20 protein-coding genes are annotated in these 15,200 nt (G+C 70.0%); 10 read left to right on the top strand and 10 right to left on the bottom strand.

Going from position 1 to position 15,200, the window contains the following annotated elements:
• Nucleotides 1-338 precede the first annotated feature (338 nt).
• Together F9C12_RS35990 and F9C12_RS35995 are read left to right on the top strand one after the other, a co-directional pair.
• Nucleotides 339-812 (top strand): ribose-5-phosphate isomerase, encoded by a 474-nt coding sequence (locus F9C12_RS35990; RefSeq protein WP_409186193.1) that lies wholly within the window; start codon nucleotides 339-341, stop codon nucleotides 810-812.
• Nucleotides 812-1,621, top strand: coding sequence for an Fpg/Nei family DNA glycosylase (locus tag F9C12_RS35995; RefSeq protein ID WP_409463413.1), 810 nt, complete (start codon nucleotides 812-814; stop codon nucleotides 1,619-1,621). The genes F9C12_RS35990 and F9C12_RS35995 overlap by 1 nt, the downstream gene beginning before the upstream one ends.
• A 53-nt stretch (nucleotides 1,622-1,674) precedes the next feature.
• Here F9C12_RS35995 and F9C12_RS36000 read toward each other — a convergent pair whose 3' ends face one another.
• Both F9C12_RS36000 and F9C12_RS36005 read right to left on the bottom strand, forming a co-directional pair.
• Complete coding sequence (locus F9C12_RS36000; protein ID WP_409463414.1) at nucleotides 1,675-1,920, bottom strand: hypothetical protein; 246 nt, start codon at nucleotides 1,918-1,920, stop codon at nucleotides 1,675-1,677.
• A 76-nt stretch (nucleotides 1,921-1,996) separates the two neighbouring features.
• Complete coding sequence (locus F9C12_RS36005; protein WP_409463415.1) at nucleotides 1,997-2,800, bottom strand: hypothetical protein; 804 nt, start codon at nucleotides 2,798-2,800, stop codon at nucleotides 1,997-1,999.
• A 141-nt stretch (nucleotides 2,801-2,941) separates the two neighbouring features.
• Between F9C12_RS36005 and F9C12_RS36010 the strand changes: the two genes are divergently transcribed.
• The 3 genes from F9C12_RS36010 (at nucleotide 2,942) to F9C12_RS36020 (ending at nucleotide 5,264) form a co-directional block, all read left to right on the top strand.
• Complete coding sequence (locus F9C12_RS36010) at nucleotides 2,942-3,817, top strand: TIGR03619 family F420-dependent LLM class oxidoreductase (protein ID WP_409186197.1); 876 nt, start codon at nucleotides 2,942-2,944, stop codon at nucleotides 3,815-3,817.
• A 1-nt stretch (nucleotide 3,818) separates the two neighbouring features.
• Nucleotides 3,819-4,259 carry a nuclear transport factor 2 family protein gene (locus F9C12_RS36015; protein ID WP_409463416.1) on the top strand — a complete coding sequence of 147 codons (441 nt, stop codon included), beginning with the start codon at nucleotides 3,819-3,821 and terminating at the stop codon, nucleotides 4,257-4,259.
• A 444-nt stretch (nucleotides 4,260-4,703) separates the two neighbouring features.
• Nucleotides 4,704-5,264: a hypothetical protein gene (locus tag F9C12_RS36020; RefSeq protein WP_409463417.1), complete on the top strand. Its 561-nt coding sequence runs from the start codon at nucleotides 4,704-4,706 to the stop codon at nucleotides 5,262-5,264.
• Between the two features lie 7 nt (nucleotides 5,265-5,271).
• On the opposite strand, the gene F9C12_RS36025 is transcribed toward F9C12_RS36020, so the two are convergent.
• Entirely contained in the window at nucleotides 5,272-6,411 is a 1,140-nt protein-coding gene (locus tag F9C12_RS36025; protein ID WP_409463418.1) for an MFS transporter, read from the bottom strand.
• Nucleotides 6,412-6,470: 59 nt separating this feature from the next.
• On the opposite strand from F9C12_RS36025, the gene F9C12_RS36030 reads away from it, so the two are divergent.
• A complete protein-coding gene (locus F9C12_RS36030; RefSeq protein WP_409463419.1) occupies nucleotides 6,471-6,848 on the top strand; it encodes a MerR family transcriptional regulator in 378 nt (125 codons plus the stop codon).
• Here the strand turns inward: F9C12_RS36030 and F9C12_RS36035 are convergent.
• Genes F9C12_RS36035 through F9C12_RS36045 form a run of 3 tightly spaced genes read right to left on the bottom strand, consistent with a single transcriptional unit; the run spans nucleotide 6,845 to nucleotide 9,399 of the window.
• Nucleotides 6,845-7,720 carry a phosphotransferase family protein gene (locus F9C12_RS36035; RefSeq protein WP_409463420.1) on the bottom strand — a complete coding sequence of 292 codons (876 nt, stop codon included), beginning with the start codon at nucleotides 7,718-7,720 and terminating at the stop codon, nucleotides 6,845-6,847. The genes F9C12_RS36030 and F9C12_RS36035 overlap by 4 nt on opposite strands.
• A 45-nt stretch (nucleotides 7,721-7,765) precedes the next feature.
• Entirely contained in the window at nucleotides 7,766-8,428 is a 663-nt protein-coding gene (locus F9C12_RS36040; protein ID WP_409186203.1) for an MSMEG_1061 family FMN-dependent PPOX-type flavoprotein, read from the bottom strand.
• Nucleotides 8,429-8,439: 11 nt separating this feature from the next.
• Complete coding sequence (locus F9C12_RS36045; protein ID WP_409463421.1) at nucleotides 8,440-9,399, bottom strand: PDR/VanB family oxidoreductase; 960 nt, start codon at nucleotides 9,397-9,399, stop codon at nucleotides 8,440-8,442.
• 67 nt (nucleotides 9,400-9,466) lie between these two features.
• On the opposite strand from F9C12_RS36045, the gene F9C12_RS36050 reads away from it, so the two are divergent.
• Nucleotides 9,467-10,108: a TetR/AcrR family transcriptional regulator C-terminal domain-containing protein gene (locus tag F9C12_RS36050; protein ID WP_409463422.1), complete on the top strand. Its 642-nt coding sequence runs from the start codon at nucleotides 9,467-9,469 to the stop codon at nucleotides 10,106-10,108.
• On the opposite strand, the gene F9C12_RS36055 is transcribed toward F9C12_RS36050, so the two are convergent.
• Both F9C12_RS36055 and F9C12_RS36060 read right to left on the bottom strand, forming a co-directional pair.
• Nucleotides 10,105-10,311 (bottom strand): hypothetical protein, encoded by a 207-nt coding sequence (locus F9C12_RS36055; RefSeq protein ID WP_409463423.1) that lies wholly within the window; start codon nucleotides 10,309-10,311, stop codon nucleotides 10,105-10,107. The genes F9C12_RS36050 and F9C12_RS36055 overlap by 4 nt on opposite strands.
• Nucleotides 10,312-10,511: 200 nt before the next feature.
• Nucleotides 10,512-11,072, bottom strand: a complete 561-nt coding sequence (locus F9C12_RS36060) for a TetR/AcrR family transcriptional regulator (protein WP_409463424.1) — start codon at nucleotides 11,070-11,072, stop codon at nucleotides 10,512-10,514.
• 95 nt (nucleotides 11,073-11,167) lie between these two features.
• On the opposite strand from F9C12_RS36060, the gene F9C12_RS36065 reads away from it, so the two are divergent.
• The 3 genes from F9C12_RS36065 (at nucleotide 11,168) to F9C12_RS36075 (ending at nucleotide 13,213) form a co-directional block, all read left to right on the top strand.
• A complete protein-coding gene (locus F9C12_RS36065) occupies nucleotides 11,168-12,070 on the top strand; it encodes an NmrA/HSCARG family protein (RefSeq protein WP_409463425.1) in 903 nt (300 codons plus the stop codon).
• 147 nt (nucleotides 12,071-12,217) lie between these two features.
• On the top strand, nucleotides 12,218-12,862 hold the full coding sequence (locus tag F9C12_RS36070) for a TetR/AcrR family transcriptional regulator (RefSeq protein ID WP_409463426.1): 645 nt from the start codon (nucleotides 12,218-12,220) through the stop codon (nucleotides 12,860-12,862).
• A gap of 33 nt (nucleotides 12,863-12,895) precedes the next feature.
• On the top strand, nucleotides 12,896-13,213 hold the full coding sequence (locus F9C12_RS36075) for a hypothetical protein (RefSeq protein ID WP_409463427.1): 318 nt from the start codon (nucleotides 12,896-12,898) through the stop codon (nucleotides 13,211-13,213).
• A 9-nt stretch (nucleotides 13,214-13,222) separates the two neighbouring features.
• On the opposite strand, the gene F9C12_RS36080 is transcribed toward F9C12_RS36075, so the two are convergent.
• Both F9C12_RS36080 and F9C12_RS36085 read right to left on the bottom strand, forming a co-directional pair.
• The gene (locus F9C12_RS36080; protein WP_409463428.1) at nucleotides 13,223-13,678 is read right to left on the bottom strand and encodes a GNAT family N-acetyltransferase; all 456 of its coding nucleotides are present in this window, start codon (nucleotides 13,676-13,678) and stop codon (nucleotides 13,223-13,225) included.
• A 175-nt stretch (nucleotides 13,679-13,853) separates the two neighbouring features.
• Nucleotides 13,854-15,101: a cation:proton antiporter gene (locus tag F9C12_RS36085; protein ID WP_409463429.1), complete on the bottom strand. Its 1,248-nt coding sequence runs from the start codon at nucleotides 15,099-15,101 to the stop codon at nucleotides 13,854-13,856.
• Nucleotides 15,102-15,200 lie beyond the last annotated feature (99 nt).

Below are 15,200 nucleotides of genomic sequence, written 5' to 3' on the forward strand. Positions count from 1 at the left end.
CGCTATCGCGAGCCGGTCGGCGCGCCCGCGTCCAGCAGGTTCTCGACGCACGCCGCGGAGGGGATCTCCGTCACAGAAGACAGCCGGAGCGGCCATTCCTCTTCGCCCGCGACGACCGCGCGGCTCCGCGAGCGCGCGCTCTTCCCGGCCGCCGGCCGCCGCGACTGGCGCCGAGATTCGTTGCGGGGACGGAGGAAAGCACGTCCACGGTGATCAGCGCGGCGCGTTCCCGGCCGAGGATCCCGGTGCCCCGTTCGAGCCGGACGTCCGTTCCGCGCCGCGCCGCGACGGCCACCCCGGAGCATGCCGGGTCGGCGGCGAGATGGCACACTCCCGCTGTGCGTGTCTACTTGGGATCCGACCATGCCGGTTTCGAGCTGAAGAACCACCTTGTCCGCCACCTCGGCGAACAGGGGCACGAGGTGACCGACATCGGTCCGTTCGTCTACGACGCGGCCGACGACTACCCGGCGTTCTGCGTCGAAACCGCGCGCCGCGTGGCCGCCGACGAGGGCAGCCTCGGCATCGTCATCGGCGGGTCCGGCAACGGCGAGCAGATCGCCGCGAACAAGGTGCCGGGCATCCGCGCCGGGCTCGGCTGGAGCGTCGAAACCGCGCAGCTGACCCGCCAGCACAACCACGCTCAGGTGCTCGGCGTCGGCGCCCGGATGCACACGCGGGAGCAGGCGACCGAGATCGTCGAGGCGTTCCTCGCCACGCCGGTCGACCCGGACGAGCGCCACGCGCGGCGCGTCCAGCAGCTGCTCGACTACGAGCGCACCGGCACCCCGCCCGCCCTGCCGGAGGCCTGATGCCCGAGGGGCACACGCTCCATCGGCTGGCCCGCCTCCACCGACGCCGCTACGCCGGCGGACCGGTCGGCCTCAGCAGTCCGCAGGGCCGGTTCGCCGCGGAGGCGGCAAAACTCGACGGGCAGGTGCTCGTTTCCGCTGAGGCGTACGGGAAACACCTGTTTCACGACTACGGTCCTTTCGGGACAGTGCATGTCCACTTAGGTCTGTACGGGACTTTTGGCGAAGCGCCGCTGCCCGAAACCGAACCGGTCGGCCAGGTGCGGATGCGGCTCGTCGGCCGCACCCACTGGACCGACCTGCGCGGCCCGACCCGCTGCGAACTGCTGGACCCGGCGCAGGTCGACGCGATCAAGGCCCGGCTGGGCCCGGACCCGCTGCGCCGCGACGCGAAGCCGGACCGCGCGTGGGACCGGATTTCGCGGTCTCGCACGACGATCGCCGCGTTGCTGATGGATCAGGCGGTGCTGGCCGGGGTCGGGAACGTTTACCGCGCGGAAGTGCTGTTCCGGCACGGGATTTCGCCGATGGTTCCGGGCCGTTCGCTGGATCGCGCACTGTGGGACGCCCTGTGGGCGGACCTGGTGACGCTGATGCGCGCCGGAGTCCGGGCCGGGCGGATCGACACGGTCGCGCCGGAGCACCTGCCCGCGGCGATGGGCCGGGCTCCCCGGGAGGACCGGCACGGGGGCGAGGTCTACGTGTACCGGCGGGCCGGAATGCCGTGCCTGGTGTGCGGGACGCCGGTGGCGCAGAAGGAATTGGCGGCGCGGAATCTTTATTGGTGCCCCACCTGCCAGCCTGCTTGAGCGCGGCGGGGTGGTCGAGATCGGCTGCCGTGTCGCCGCCCGCTGATTGTTCGTCAACGCCCCGCGCGGTCGATCGAGCGCAGGGCTTCGTGCGGTGTGCGGCCCGTGGCCTCGGCGAGGGCGGTGACTGCCGCCGCGGCCAGTGCGACCAAGTTCAGCGCCGCTAGAAGCGCGTCCTGCCGGACGGCGGCGTCGGTGAGGTTGTGGATATCCGCGTCCTCATCGGCGAGGCAGGCCGCCACGGCGTCAACCGCCGCACGATGCAGGCCCGCCTGATTCTTCCGTTCGCTGCTTGGCATCCGGCCATTTTCCTCCTGGGGGAACGACGCGAGGGCCCCGCGGCACACCTGCCCCGGGGCCCTCGCTGGTCGTCGGTCAGAAGTCGAATCCGCCGCCGTCGAACCCTCCGCCGTCGAAGCCGCCTCCGTCGAAACCTCCGCCGAAGTCCTGGCTTCCGTCGAATCCGCCGCCGTCAAAGCCTCCGCCGTCGAAGCCGCCGTCCGCGCCGCCCGCGTCCAGGGCGTCCGCCTGGCCCGCGTCGTAGCCGGATTCCCAGGCCGACGCGCTGGCGATGCCGCTCATGCCGGAGAACATGGCGCTGAACAGGAACATCGAGCCGAGGCCCCACGCGCCCGCCACGAGCGCGGGCTTCCACCACGGTTCGCTGTACCAGCCCTGCGGCACCGGGCGGCCCGCGACGCGGCCGCCGGGGTAGTAGTACGGCGTGTCCTGGCCGGGTTCGGGCGAGGCGGCGTAGTGCTGGCCCTCGACGTCCACCTCGCGGCGTTCGGTGACCTTGCCCGCGCGTTCGCGTTCGGCCTCGTCCGGCAGCGCCGGGCCGGGGTCCATGCCCATCGCCACGCGCGCGGCGCGCACGTAGTACAGGCCTTCGACGGCGGTTTCCTTCACCAGCCGGGCCTGCTCGACCGTCTTGGCCTGCTCCAGCTGCGAACCGGCGGCGTTGTAGCGCTCGCTCGCGTCGGCCATCGCCTGCTGGGAGGCGGTGTCCGTGCCGGTGAGGTTGAGGACCTGGCCGCCGAGGCGCTCGACGAGGCGGCGCGCGTCGGCCTTCGCGTCGTCGAGCTGGCTCTGTCTGGCCGCGGCTTGCTTCCTGAACAGGTACAACCCGCCTCCGACGATGACGACGACCAGCACGATCAGGAGGATCGCGGTGCCCATGGGTCACTCCGTGTCTCGATCTGACGCGACGGCCGGGCAGCCGTCCCTGAAACGGACAACGCGGACCGTGCGCGGAGAGTTCCCGGCGGCGCCTCCGTTCGAGCGGTGACAGCAAAACTAGAACACGTTATAGTCCGCGGCATGAAGTTCTCCTTGTCGATCGCGATGAGCCCGCTCGACCAGCTGGGCGGGCTGGCCCGCGCCGCCGAGGAGGCCGGGTTCTCCTCGATCGTGCTGCCCGATTCGCTCTTCTACTCCGAGAAGGTGTCCGCCGACTATCCCTACACCCCGGACGGCAGCCGGTTCTGGGACGAGAACACGCCCTGGGCGGATCCGCTGGTCGCGACCGCCTCGATGGGCGCGGCGACCGAGCGGATCCGGTTCTACACGTCGGTGCTGAAGCTCGGCTCGCGCAATCCGGTGCTGCTCGCCCGGCAGGTCAACTCGGTCGCCGCGCTGACCGGCGGGCGCTTCGGGCTCGGGCTGGGGATCGGCTGGTCGCCGGAGGAATTCGAATGGTGCGGCGCGCCGTACGCGCGCCGCGGCAAGCGGTTCGACGAGGCGATCGAGGTGCTGCGGCTGATCCTCAGCGGCGACATGGTCGAGTTCCACGGCGAGTTCTTCGACTTCGGCAAGCTCAAGATGAGCCCGCCGCCGCCCTCGCGGATCCCGTTCTACATCGGCGGGCACACCGACGTCGCGCTGCGCCGGGCCGCGCGCGTCGCGGACGGCTGGTCGTCCGCGATGATGACGCTCGACCAGCTGCGCGAGACCATCGGCAAGCTCAAGGGCCTGCTCGCCGAACGCGGGCGCGCCGGCGACCCGTTCGAGTTCCAGGCGGTGTGCGTCGACCGGTTCGGGCTCGACGGGTTCCGCGAACAGGCCGAGGCGGGCGTCACCGACGCGATCACCATGCCGTGGGTCTTCGAAGGGCACGGATTCGACGCGGAGCTGGGCCCGAAGGTCGACGCGATCCGCAAGTTCGGCGACGAGATCATCGCGAAAATCGAGGAGTGACATGGGAGTCGAGGTCTGCTGGGACCCCGCGGCGAAGCAGCCGCCCGCGCGGGAGGCGGCGTTCAAGTCGATGACGGCGGCGACCGCCGGGGACAAGGACGGCTGGCTCGCGCTGTTCGCCCCGGACGCGGTCGTCGAGGACCCGGTCGGCCCGTCGATGTTCGACGAGGAGGGCAAGGGCCACCACGGCCGCGAGGGGCTTTCCGCCTTCTGGGACAAGACGATCGGCACCGTCGAGAAGTTCGAGTTCGTGATCCGCGATTCGCACGCGGCGGGTTCGGAGGTCGCGAACGTCGGCACCATCACGACGTATCTGCCGGGCGGCTATCGCGTCGACACCGACGGGGTGTTCGTGTACCGGGTCGACGAGGAGGGCCTGGTCGTTTCGATGCGGGCGTTCTGGGAGACCGAGCGGGCGATGGCGACCGCGCGGCAGGTCTGAGGTCAGGCCGAGGTCGTTTCGACGAAGTCGAGCACGCGGCCGGGTTGCTGCAGCGTCAGCGCGTGCGTGGTTCTCGGTACGATTTCCGTGCTGATCCGGGGATTCAGTGCCGAGACGCGCTCCGTTCCCCGAGGACGAGCCGGGCGGGTGCTTTCCTGGCCGCTCCACAGGATGAATTTCGGGACGCTGATCTTCGCGAAACCGGCCGGTTCCAGTCCGATGACGCCCGCGATCCGGCCGGAGGAGCGGATGGCGGGCGGCCAGTCCGGCGTGGTCCGGCGTTGTCCAAACGCAGCAACGTATTCAGCAGGCTGCCGCCCCGCCGGAGTCGGTGACCTCGACGCGTTTGGGATGATTCCGTGGTTCAGCGAGCTGGACGACGAAACCGGCGGCTGGTCGCGGAGATCGGTGCGGCAGAGGCGGTCGAGGGCGGAGGAGATTTTCGTGCCCGACGGATGGTTCGAATACGACGGCGACCTCGGCGAGACCGAACACCGCTTCGCCGAGGTTCTGCGGGTTCGCGCGGCGGCTTGGCGCGCGAACCCGCTCGACAGCCGGCTGGATCCGCCGGGCGCGGGGCTTCCGCTGGTCGCTTCCCTGGACCTGACCGATCCGGCCGCGCACTGTGTGATCTTGACGGTCGGGGTGCATCTGGACGGCCGGATTCTGCGCGGCGACGAGGTGCACAACCAGTTGTTCACGCTGCCGGACGAACCGACCAGCCTCGCGTTCACCGCGACCGGCGAACCGGAGGAACTGGCCGCCCGCGCGGCGGACTGGTTCGAGGCGATCTTGCGCCGCCCGATCGTGTCCTGCGTATGGACGCTCACGCGTAACCTCTACCTGTTCGCGGACACCGGGGAACTGGTGGGCGGCCTGGACAACCGGAGCTTCTGTTCGCCAGTCCAGCTGGCCCGTCTGGTGGCGACCGGTCATCTCGACGGCGAGCGCTGGGCGGACCGCCGCGGGTACAGGCAACCGGATGTCGTCACTCGCGTCCGGTGATTCCGGATCACTTCGCGAGCGCCCGCGTGACCAGGACCGTCATCAGCAAACCGCACGCGGTCAAGCCCGCGGCGACCAGGTAGATGGGCCGGGGTCCGGCGGCCGAGTCGGCGAGGAGGCCGCCGAGCAGGCCGGCCGCCGCGGCTGCCGCCTGGTATCCGGAGGCGTTGACGGCCATCGCCAGCGTCGGGGCTTCGGCGGCGGTCGCCATCACGCGGGCTTGCATGCCGGGGATGATCGCGAAGCCGAGGAGGCCGATCGCCACCACTGCTGCCACAGTGAACACCGGGGAGGTCGCCACGAACCAGCTGCCCGCCAGGATCGCGGTCAGCAGGGCGAGAAGAAGCGGCTGGAAGAGGCGCGGGTTGCGGTCGTAGAGCGGGCCGCCGACGAGGTTTCCGATCGTCGCGCCGACGCCGTAGGCGAGGAGCAGCACCGGCAGGCGGGCGGCCGGATGTCCGGCCAAACCGGTGAGCAGCGGGGCGAGGTAGCTGAACACCATGAGCACCCCGGCGTTGCCGACCGCGGTGATGGCCAGCGACATCAGCACGGGGCCGCGGCGCAGCATCCGCAGTTCCGCGACCGCCGAGGTCCGGTGCTCCTCGTGCGGCGAGGCGAGCTGCCAGAACACCAGGCCCAGCCCGATCAGGCAGGCCGCGGCGATCGCGGCGAACGTCGCGCGCCAGCCCCACTGGCTGCCGATCTGGGTGCCGATCGGCGCTCCGAGGAGCATGGCCAGGTTCATCCCGAACGCCAGCCGGGCGACCATGGTCCCGGCTCGCTCCGGCGGGGCGGAGCGCACCGCGACCACGATGGCCTGGGCGAAGAAAGTCGAGGTCACCAGCGCGGTGACCACCCGGGCCGCGAGCAGCAGCGCGTATCCGGGAGCGAGCGCGGAGACCGCGTTCCCAAGCACCGCGACCGCCAGCAAGGCGAGCATCAGCCGCTTCCGGTCGATCCCGGCGGTCGCCGCGGTGAGCAGCGGGCCGCCGATGATCATGCCGACCGCGTACGCGGTGACCAGAAGTCCCGCGGCGCCGACGGTGACGTGCAGGTCGGCGGCGACGTCGGGCAGGATTCCGGCCACCACGAATTCGCCGGTGGTGATGCTGAAAACGCAGAACATGAGGATGGCTGGACGAAGCATGCCCGCACGCTAAACTCTCACGTCGACGTGAGAGTCAAGCCGGAAAGCGGGGGACCCAGGTGAAGATCGGAGAACTGGCGCACCGGACCGGAGTCAGCGTGCGAGCGCTGCGCTACTACGAGGAAAAGGGCGTTCTGCGGCCGGAGCGGACCCCCAGTGGGTACCGGATCTTCGCCGATTCGGACGTCCGCAAGGTCGCGCACATTCAGACCCTCCTCGCCGCGGGTCTCGGCATGGAGGTCATCGGCGAGATCCTGGCCTGCCTTTCCGGCGAATCCCTGCTGCTGGACGACTGCCGCGAACGGCTCGAAGCGGAGCGCCGCCGGATCACCGGCGACATCGACCGGCTTCTGCACACGCGGTCGCTGCTCGACGATCTGCTCGCGACCACGCGCGCCCCGGACGGGGCCGACCGCGCGGCTTCGCGGGTCGCTTAACTCGCCAGTTCCTCGCGTAACCCTTCCAACGCGATGACGTCGTCCTCGGTTCCGGTGTGCGGCGCGGAAAACCAGTCCGAATACTCGCGCAATTCGGAAAGCCGCCAGTCGAGGGCGAACAGTTCGACCATTTCCGGGTCCAGTCCCGCGGCGGCGGGCAGGTCGGCGTAGTCGCGTTCGCGCGGGGCGACGGCGAGGGTTTCCCAGTCGACCAGGCGCAGGCCGTCGGGGGTGGCGACCTGGTTGTCGTTGTGGGGTTCGCCGTGGGTCGGGACCCAGGAATCGCGCCGGGCGGCGGCTGACGCGGCCAGGTCGAGGTAACGGTCGTTCCAGCGCTTGATCGCGTCGGCTCGATCGGCCAGCGCGGTGCGGGCTGCTTCGGCCAGTGGCCCGGATGTCCAGGGTTCGGCGGTGCGGGCGCGGAGTTCGTCGGCGAAGTCCGGGCCGACCCGCGGTGCCCAGTGGCGCAGGCCGGCCGGCGGCGGGGTGCGGTGCAGGGCGTCGAGCGCGGCGAGAATTGCCGGTTTGTCGACCTCGTCTTCCGCGGGGCTGCGGCCGTTCAGCATCGGGGTGACGCTGAGTGCGCCGGCTCCGATGTCCACAGTGAACCGGCCGGACCGCGTCGGCACCGGTGCGCACACGAAGGAAAGCCCGGCGGCGGCCAGTTCGGCGGCGCTGGCGTAGGTGCTTTCCAGCGATTCCGCGGTGTGCCGGGGTGCCAGCTGGTCCAGCGTGACGAACAGGTCATCGGCGCGCCAGTGGTGCGCGCCGAAACCCCAAGGCAGGTAAGCGATCTCGGCGACGGGCTTCCAGTGTTCGGCGAGTGCTCGGGTGATGGCGGCGTCGGTGACGAAAGACGGTCGAGATCGCACGAATGGGATACTAGGCAGGGCTTCGTGGTGGGAGCAACGGAGTTTTTAGAACAGCTCAGTCCGGTAGTTTTCGTCGACCACGTCGTAAATGCCGCCGTTGACGAGATCGCCGAGGCTGTTGTTGATTTTCTGTGCCTGTTCGGCGATGGAAAGCGTGTAGAAATCGCCGCCGAGGGTGGCGGCTTCGGCGAGGCCGCGGGTGTCGCCCTCCCACAGTTTCGCCCGGATGACGGCTTTTCCGCACTGCCCGAACACCTCGCGCACCCGGACGACCGTCGCGAGCACCGCGGGTTTGCCGTCCGCGCTGAGCATGCTCAGCAGTTCCGGGTCGTCGGTGACGAACGCGTCGCCGTTGACCCGGATCACCTCGCGCAGGCCGGGCACGAAGAAAACGAGACCGATCGACGAATTCGCGGTGACGTTTTCGAAGGTGTCGGCGAGCTTGTTGCCGGGACGGTCCGGGATCGCGAGCGTCCACGGGTCGAGGATCCGCACCGAACCGGGCGGATCTCCTTTCGGGCTGACGTCCATCAGGCCGTCCGCGCCGAACGTGGCGGCGCAGAAGAAGGGGCTGTGCGCGATGAACCGCATGGCGAATTCGCCGAGCCGCGGTTCTTTTTTCTCGGCGATGAACTGGTCCGGGAAACCGATGATCTCCCGGATGCGCGCCATGCCGATCGGGGAGTAGGCGTCGGCCGCGGTGGTCATGAGTTCTCCCGTCACAGGTCGAGGACGAGGCGTGGGGTGCGGGCCCGGGACACGCAGACGAACATCCGGTCGCCTGCCGCTTGTTCGCTCGAGGAGAGGATGCCGTCGCGGTGGTCGGGGACGCCGTCGAGCACCTTGGTCTCGCAGGATCCGCAGATGCCGGACCGGCACGAGGTGACCGGCCGGATGCCGGCCTTTTCGAGTGCGCTGACAATGGTTTCGCCGGCGCCGACCGAAACGGTTTTCTTCGAGGCCGCGCATTCCACCTCGAACGGCTTGTTTTCCGCGGGTGCGGCCTGCGGGGCTTTGAACCGTTCCAGGCGCAGCGCTTCGGCGGGCCAGTTCTCCGCTGCGGTGGCCAAATCGGACAGCAGGGAAGCCGGGCCGCACGCGTAGACCTTCGCGCCCGCTTCGACGGGCTTTTCCAGTTCAGTCAATGGAATCCGGCCGACGGTGTCCGAAGGATGACAGCGGACGCGCTCGCCGTAGCCGCGGAGTTCGCCGAGGAACGGCATCGACGCGCTGGTGCGGCCGCCGAAGTACAGCCGCCAGTCGGCGCCTTGGGCTTCCGCGGCACGGACCATCGGCAGGATCGGCGTGATGCCGATGCCGCCCGCTACGAAGACATACGACTTCGCGGGGCGGAAACCGAAATTGTCACGCGGCCCTTTGATCGCGATGCGCTGGCTGGGCCGGAGAAAGGCGTGCACGTATTCCGAACCGCCGCGGCTCGCGCGTTCCCGGCGGACGCCGATCCGGTAGTGCGAGCGTTCGCCGGGCGTGCCGCAGAGCGAGTACTGCCGCTCGACGCCGTTCGGCAGCACGAGGTCGATGTGTGCGCCCGGTTCCCAGCTCGGCAGCGGTTCCCCGGACGCGGCCGCCAGGTCCAGCGAGACGACGCCGTCGGCTTCCCAGCGCAACTGCCGGACGAAGACGTCCAGCCGCCCGGCGGTTCCGGCATTCGAGGTCATCGGCTTCCCTCCTTTTGTTAACGTTGTTACTCGCCGCCTCGCCGAGAGTATTGGTATCATCGTTACCATGTCAACCGAGGCGAAACGGGCGGGAATCGCGGCGACCCGGGCCGAGCGGGCGGTGGCCGAGGCGCTGGACCTGGTCGACGCGGGCGGGCTGGAGGCGCTCACCATGCGCCAGCTGGCCGACCGGATGGGCCTGCACCTGCCCGCGATCTACCGCCTGTTCGACGGCAAGGACGCGCTGATCGACGAAATGGCCGAGGCGATCCTCGCCGGCGCGGTGGCGAAGCTGCCCGCCGAGGGCGGAGACTGGAAGGACCGCGTGCGGGCCATGGCGGCCGGATTGCGCGCGGCGCTGCTCGCGCATCGGGACGGGGCGCGGATCGTCGGCGGGAACTACGCGGCCAAGCGCAGCAATCTGACCTTTGTGGACAGTCTGCTCGGCGGCCTGCTGGCCTCCGGGCTGCCGCGGCGGCGGGCGATCTGGGCGACGAGCGCGGTGTTCTGTTACGTGCTCGGCGAGGCGCTCGAGGAACAGGGCGCGACCGGCGGCGAGGTCGAGGTGCTTAAGCGCGTGCTGGGGGCGCGGAAGTACGTGCACCTGGAGGCGGGACCGGTGGAGCCGATGCTCGATTTCGACGAGCGGTTCGCGTTCGGGCTGGAGCTGCTGCTCGCCGGGGTGGATGCGTTGGTGAAGCGGCCTTAGACCTTCGGCGGCCGGGGTTTACCGCGCTTCTCGCCGGGAGGCGGAGCGGCCGCCCTCGCCGGACGGCCTCCGCGGATTCCGTCCAGCAGGTAAGCGGTGCGTCGGTCGCAGGCGTCCCGGGCGGGCCGTTCGCCGTGTTTGAGGGCGAGGGCGTTGTCGAGGACGAGCGCGTAGAGGTCGTCCGCGGTGAACTCCGGCTGCACCTCGCCGCCGCGACGAGTTCGTCGTTGGCTTCGCTGCCGGCCCGGCAGATCTCCATGAGCCGCGGCGAGTGCGGTGCTCCTCGCTGGTGCTCGCTCCTTTCGACGGGCCCGTCACGCTCGCCGCTCCGGACGCCGTCACGCACCTTCCTGGCCGAACTCCTCGGCCGGGAGCCGATCGCCTCGCCGCCTGAAGCGGCGATTCACGGCCGCGGGCTGATTCCTTCCACCGCGATCCGGAACAGGCGGCTCGACTCGGTGGCCGGGTCGGGGTGGTTTTCCGTGGTCAGGGTGATGCCGACGATCAAAGCGATCAGGTCGCCGACCGTCACGTCCGGCGAGACAGCTCCGTCGCGGGCGGCGTGCGCCAGCAGCGGGGCGGCGGACTCTTCCAGGGTCGCCGCGCAGGAGTTTCCGTGCACCGGATCGGGCACGTCGTACGCCAGGGCGGCGGCCAGGCCGCGGGCGGTCACGCAGTAGTTGACCACGTCGTCCAGCCAGTCCAGAAGCGCGCGGCGGCTGTCGGGTTCGCCGGCCAGTTCCTGGGCGCGCGCGGCCAGCAGCGCGATCCGTTCCCGCGAGACGGCTTCCAGCAACGCGTGCCGCGTGGGGAAGTGCCGCCGCACCGTCGCGGAGCCGACCCCTGCGGTGCGCGCGATCTGTTCCAGCGACGCGTTCGCCCCGTGCGCGGCGACCTCCGCCTCGGCCACTTCGAGGATCCGCGCGTAGTTGCGCCGCGCGTCCGCGCGTTGCTGGCCGGGCATGGCGTGACCTCCGGGTTTGCTAAGTGGCGGGCCCCGCCGTATCGTAGCGGACACGAAATGGCGGGCCCCGCCACTTAGTGTTCCCAGGGAGAATCATGGCTGAGCAAGCACCGGTTCTGGTCGTCGGCGCGACGGGACAGCAGGGCGGCGCGACCGCGCGCGAGCTGCTGGCGGCGGGCGTTCCCGTCCGGGCGCTGGTCCGGGATCCGGTCTCGGAGCGGGCGAAGGCGGTTGAAGCGCTGGGCGCCGAACTCGTCGTCGGGGATTTGCGCGACCGGGACGGGTTGACGCGCGCGGCGAAGGGCGCGCGGGCGGTGTTCAGCGTGCAGATGCCGGACCTGAGCGGGCCGGAACCGGACTTCGCCGGCGAGGTGACCCAGGGGGTGAATCTCATCGAGGCGGCGAAAAACGCGGAGGTGCCGCAGTTCGTGCACACGTCGGTGAGCGGTGCGGGATTGCCGGAACGGATCGACGAGCGCTGGGCGTTCCTGAAGCCCGGGGCGGAGGCGAAGGCGGCGATCCAGGACCGGCTCCGGGCGGCGGAATTCCCGCGGTGGACGCTGCTCAAGCCGGGGTTCTTCATGGAGAACTTCCTGCCGTCCGCGCGGTACGTGTTCCCGCGCGGCATCGAGGGCGGGCTGGTGACGATCCTGCGTCCGGACACCCGGTTGTCGCTGGTCGCGGTGCGGGACATCGGCCGGGCGGCCGCGGCGGCGATCGCCGAGCCGGAGCGGTTCGACCGGGTCGAACTGGAGCTCGCGAGCGATTACCGGTCGATGGCGGAGATCGCGCCGATCCTGTCCCACGTGCTGGGCGTGCCGCTGGCAGTGCCGGACCTGACCGTGGACGAGGCCTTCGCCGCGGGAATGCCGCCGATGGGGCTTTCGCACAAGATGCTGAACGCGATCGGACAGCCGGCGCGGCCGGAGTTCACCCGGGAATTCGGGATTCCGCTGACGAGTTTCGAGGAGTGGGCGGAGACGGCCCTGCGGGACTGAGCGCGTTGCTCCGTTCGTGGCAGCCGGTTGGTGCCGACGGCAGTTTTCCCCTGCCGGACTTGCCGGTTTCGTCCCTCCGGAGCGCGGTTGTTTGTTACCTTCTGGGCCCGGTATCCGCGGCCGCACCGGCCAGTAAGGAGCACTTCGATGCCCGCTGCCCAGCCGTCCACGGGGAAACGCGACGGCCGGGCGCGGGCGCCGCGCGACCCGGACGCCACCCGGCAGGCGCTCGTGGCCGCCGCGCTCAAGCTGTTCGAAAAGGACGGTTTCCACGCTACTTCGGTGCAGAAAATCGTGGACACCGCGAAGCTCACCAAAGGCGCGTTCTACTACCATTTCGAGACCAAAGAGGACGTGCTGCGCGAAATCCACGACCAGTTCATGGATTTCCAGCTGCGGCGCATCCGCGAGGTGCTCGCCGACGGCGGCGCGCCGGAGCGGGTGATGACCGAGGTGCTGGTCGAGCCGATCGGCCTCTACCGGGCCGAGATCTCGGTTTTCCAGCAGGAGCGCCGGTTTCTTTCCAGCACGACGTTCGCCTCGATCGAGCGCAAACGCGACGAGTTCGAAGCCCTCGTCACGCAGGTGGTCGAGCGCGGAATCGAAAACGGGGCGTTCAAACCGGTCGCGACCGCGCGGGTGCTGGCGTTCGCGGTGATCGGCGTGGCCGCGTGGGCGCACACCTGGCTCGATCCGCGCGGCGAAATGACTCCCCGGCAGATCGGCGACGCGTTCGGCGAGATCGTGGTGGCCGGTCTGCGCACCGGGTCGCTGGCGGAGAACCGGGCCTGAACCCTCGGGCGCCGGAAGGTCGGACTGTCCACAGTGGCCGATGCGGAGATCAGCGTGCTCGGGGAGACGAAGCCGCCGAAGAGCGGGCCGGAACTGATGACGTCGGACGTCGACCCGAAGTGGCTGATCGAGCACGGGGTCGATCCGGCGAAGGCGCAGCCGTTGTCGGAGACCGGATTGACGGCGATAGTGCAGATCCCGGCGGGGCAGACGAGCGGCGAGCTGACGATCCCGACCGTGCGGCATGCCGGGGCGGATCCGGCGAAGCAGGTTCTGCTGCACGTGACCGGGGACCCGAGGGAATCCGGGCCGGACGCGGACGTCACGGGGACGGTGACTGATGCGGGGTGAGGTTTCCGGTCAATCCTCCTGGTCCGGGGTGCGGGCCAGGAGGATTTTCCGGCTGTTCCGGCCGGTTTCGCGGAAGCCGTGCCGCACGTAAAACGCGTGCGCTCGGGGGTTGACGGCGAGGACTTCGAGCGTCAGCGGCTGTCCCCGCTCCGCCGCGACGCCGCTCAGCCAGCGGAGCAGCCGGCCGCCGATCCCTCGGCTCTGATAGCGCGGATCGAGTTCGATCCGGCCGAGGAAGACCTCCGCCGGCCGGTGCTCGACGACGAGCACGCCCGCGTCCGCTCCGTCGACCGTGATCACCTGCCAGCGGCTGGGAGCAAAAACGCGATCGTGGTAGCCGCGCTGGGTTTCGTCGTCCCAGCCCCAGACCGCGGCGACATACTCGCCTAACGCGGCCCGGTGCACCTGGAAACAGAAATCGCTGTCCTCGGCCGTCGCGGGGCGCAGGTCGATCTCGCTCGGCATGTGCGCCTCCGATGCTCGGGGACCTCAGGGTAGCGCGGCCACCGGTCGGTTCGCGCACTCTCGGCAGGGGCCGCGACAGGAGCGCGTCCACCCGCTCCACGACGACGATCGCTGAGGTGCCGAGCCATCACGGGCGTCCGCCGCAGGCGTTGCGTCCACAGTGCACTCCAGCTCGTCATGGCCTCATCAGCCGGGAGATGAGCGGTGTCGAGCCCAGTCCGTGCAGGGCCACGCTGCCGAGCACGCAGATCACCGTCAGCGTCAGCACGAGGTCGTTCTCCTCGCCGGTCAGGCCGTTGATCGCCAGCAGTCCGAAGACGATCGACGTCGTGCCTCGCGGGCCCAGCGCGCCGACGAGGAAGCGGTCCCGCAGCGGCATCCGGGTCCGCGTCAGCGACACCAGCACCGGGACGATCCGCAGGACCGTCAGCGCGAGCAGGGAGAACACGATGGGCTGCCACGGCACGCCGAAGGACACCACGACCACCGCGGCGGCGCCGACGACGAACCACATCGTCATCGTCAGGATTCCGGTGACTTCTTCGAGCAGGCGCAGGTCCTCGGACGGCCGGGCGAAGTGCTCGCGGGCGGAGCTGTCCGCGGTGCGGAGGTGCCGCGCGGCGAAGGCGCGGTAGACGTAGCGGAACGCGATCCCGCAGACGAAACAGGCGACGAATCCGTTGCCGTCGATGGCGACGGTGGCCGCGTAGGTCAGCAGGGGAGTGGTGAGGACGGCAATGCGCCGCCCCTGTCCGGAAGTCCAGCCGGAGCGGACGGCGAGGAACAGCAGGAAACCGATCACCGAGCCGACGACCGCGCCGGCGACGATGGCTTTGCTCGCGAACGGCAAGGCGGTCGCGAGGGCCTTTCCCGCGGTGTTCGCCGTATTGTCGCTGCGCGCCAGAATGAGCGCGAAGAGGAAGAGCGGCGAGACCAAGCCGTCGTTGTAGCCGCTTTCGACGTTCAGCACGCTGCGTACTTGCGGCGTCAGGGTTTTGTCCCGCACCACGCGTTCGGCGGCGGCGAAATCGCTCGGGATGACAATGCACGCGACGATCAGCAGCAGCGGCCACGACAATTCCGGGAAGAACGCCCAGCCGACCAGCATGGCCAGCCCGAGGCTCAGCGGCAGCGCGAGGAACAGCACTCGGGCGACCAGGCTGGGCGCGTGTCCCCACAGCCGTCCGCCGCGGACTTCGGTGGCGTCGACGAAAAGCAGCATCGCGAGAATGAGTTCGGCGACGTGCTGGGCGAGTTCGGTGTCGAAGAGGTCGAGCAGTTTTTCCGGATTCGCGAACAACGCGGTCGCGACCCCGCACAGCACCATCAGCACCGGCGCGGCGATGTTCCACCGGTCGAGCTGTTTGGCCGCGAGCGCGCGCAGCAGGACCGCGGTCGAGAGGACCAGCAGTGCGGGAATCATCGTTCGTCCGGCTCCACGGCTTTCGATTGCGCCCAGCCGTCTTCGGCCGCTGACGCTCCACAGTGTACCGGCGCAGGCGCGGCGGCTCCGGGATTTCGG

The organism is Amycolatopsis sp. GA6-003 (assembly GCF_046267895.1).
GTDB lineage: Bacteria > Actinomycetota > Actinomycetes > Mycobacteriales > Pseudonocardiaceae > Amycolatopsis.

Bases quoted from the DNA above. Each gene is read 5' to 3' on its own strand.
- F9C12_RS36005 (WP_409463415.1), bottom strand. From the start codon at position 2,800: ATGGGCACCGCGATCCTCCTGATCGTGCTGGTCGTCGTCATCGTCGGA.
- F9C12_RS36080 (WP_409463428.1), bottom strand. From the start codon at position 13,678: ATGCCGAGCGAGATCGACCTGCGCCCCGCGACGGCCGAGGACAGCGAT.
- F9C12_RS36050 (WP_409463422.1), top strand. From the start codon at position 9,467: ATGTCAACCGAGGCGAAACGGGCGGGAATCGCGGCGACCCGGGCCGAG.
- F9C12_RS36010 (WP_409186197.1), top strand. From the start codon at position 2,942: ATGAAGTTCTCCTTGTCGATCGCGATGAGCCCGCTCGACCAGCTGGGC.
- F9C12_RS36065 (WP_409463425.1), top strand. From the start codon at position 11,168: ATGGCTGAGCAAGCACCGGTTCTGGTCGTCGGCGCGACGGGACAGCAG.
- F9C12_RS36085 (WP_409463429.1), bottom strand. From the start codon at position 15,101: ATGATTCCCGCACTGCTGGTCCTCTCGACCGCGGTCCTGCTGCGCGCG.
- F9C12_RS35995 (WP_409463413.1), top strand. From the start codon at position 812: ATGCCCGAGGGGCACACGCTCCATCGGCTGGCCCGCCTCCACCGACGC.
- F9C12_RS36040 (WP_409186203.1), bottom strand. From the start codon at position 8,428: ATGACCACCGCGGCCGACGCCTACTCCCCGATCGGCATGGCGCGCATC.
- F9C12_RS36000 (WP_409463414.1), bottom strand. From the start codon at position 1,920: ATGCCAAGCAGCGAACGGAAGAATCAGGCGGGCCTGCATCGTGCGGCG.
- F9C12_RS36070 (WP_409463426.1), top strand. From the start codon at position 12,218: ATGCCCGCTGCCCAGCCGTCCACGGGGAAACGCGACGGCCGGGCGCGG.
- F9C12_RS36015 (WP_409463416.1), top strand. From the start codon at position 3,819: ATGGGAGTCGAGGTCTGCTGGGACCCCGCGGCGAAGCAGCCGCCCGCG.
- F9C12_RS36060 (WP_409463424.1), bottom strand. From the start codon at position 11,072: ATGCCCGGCCAGCAACGCGCGGACGCGCGGCGCAACTACGCGCGGATC.
- F9C12_RS36025 (WP_409463418.1), bottom strand. From the start codon at position 6,411: ATGCTTCGTCCAGCCATCCTCATGTTCTGCGTTTTCAGCATCACCACC.
- F9C12_RS36045 (WP_409463421.1), bottom strand. From the start codon at position 9,399: ATGACCTCGAATGCCGGAACCGCCGGGCGGCTGGACGTCTTCGTCCGG.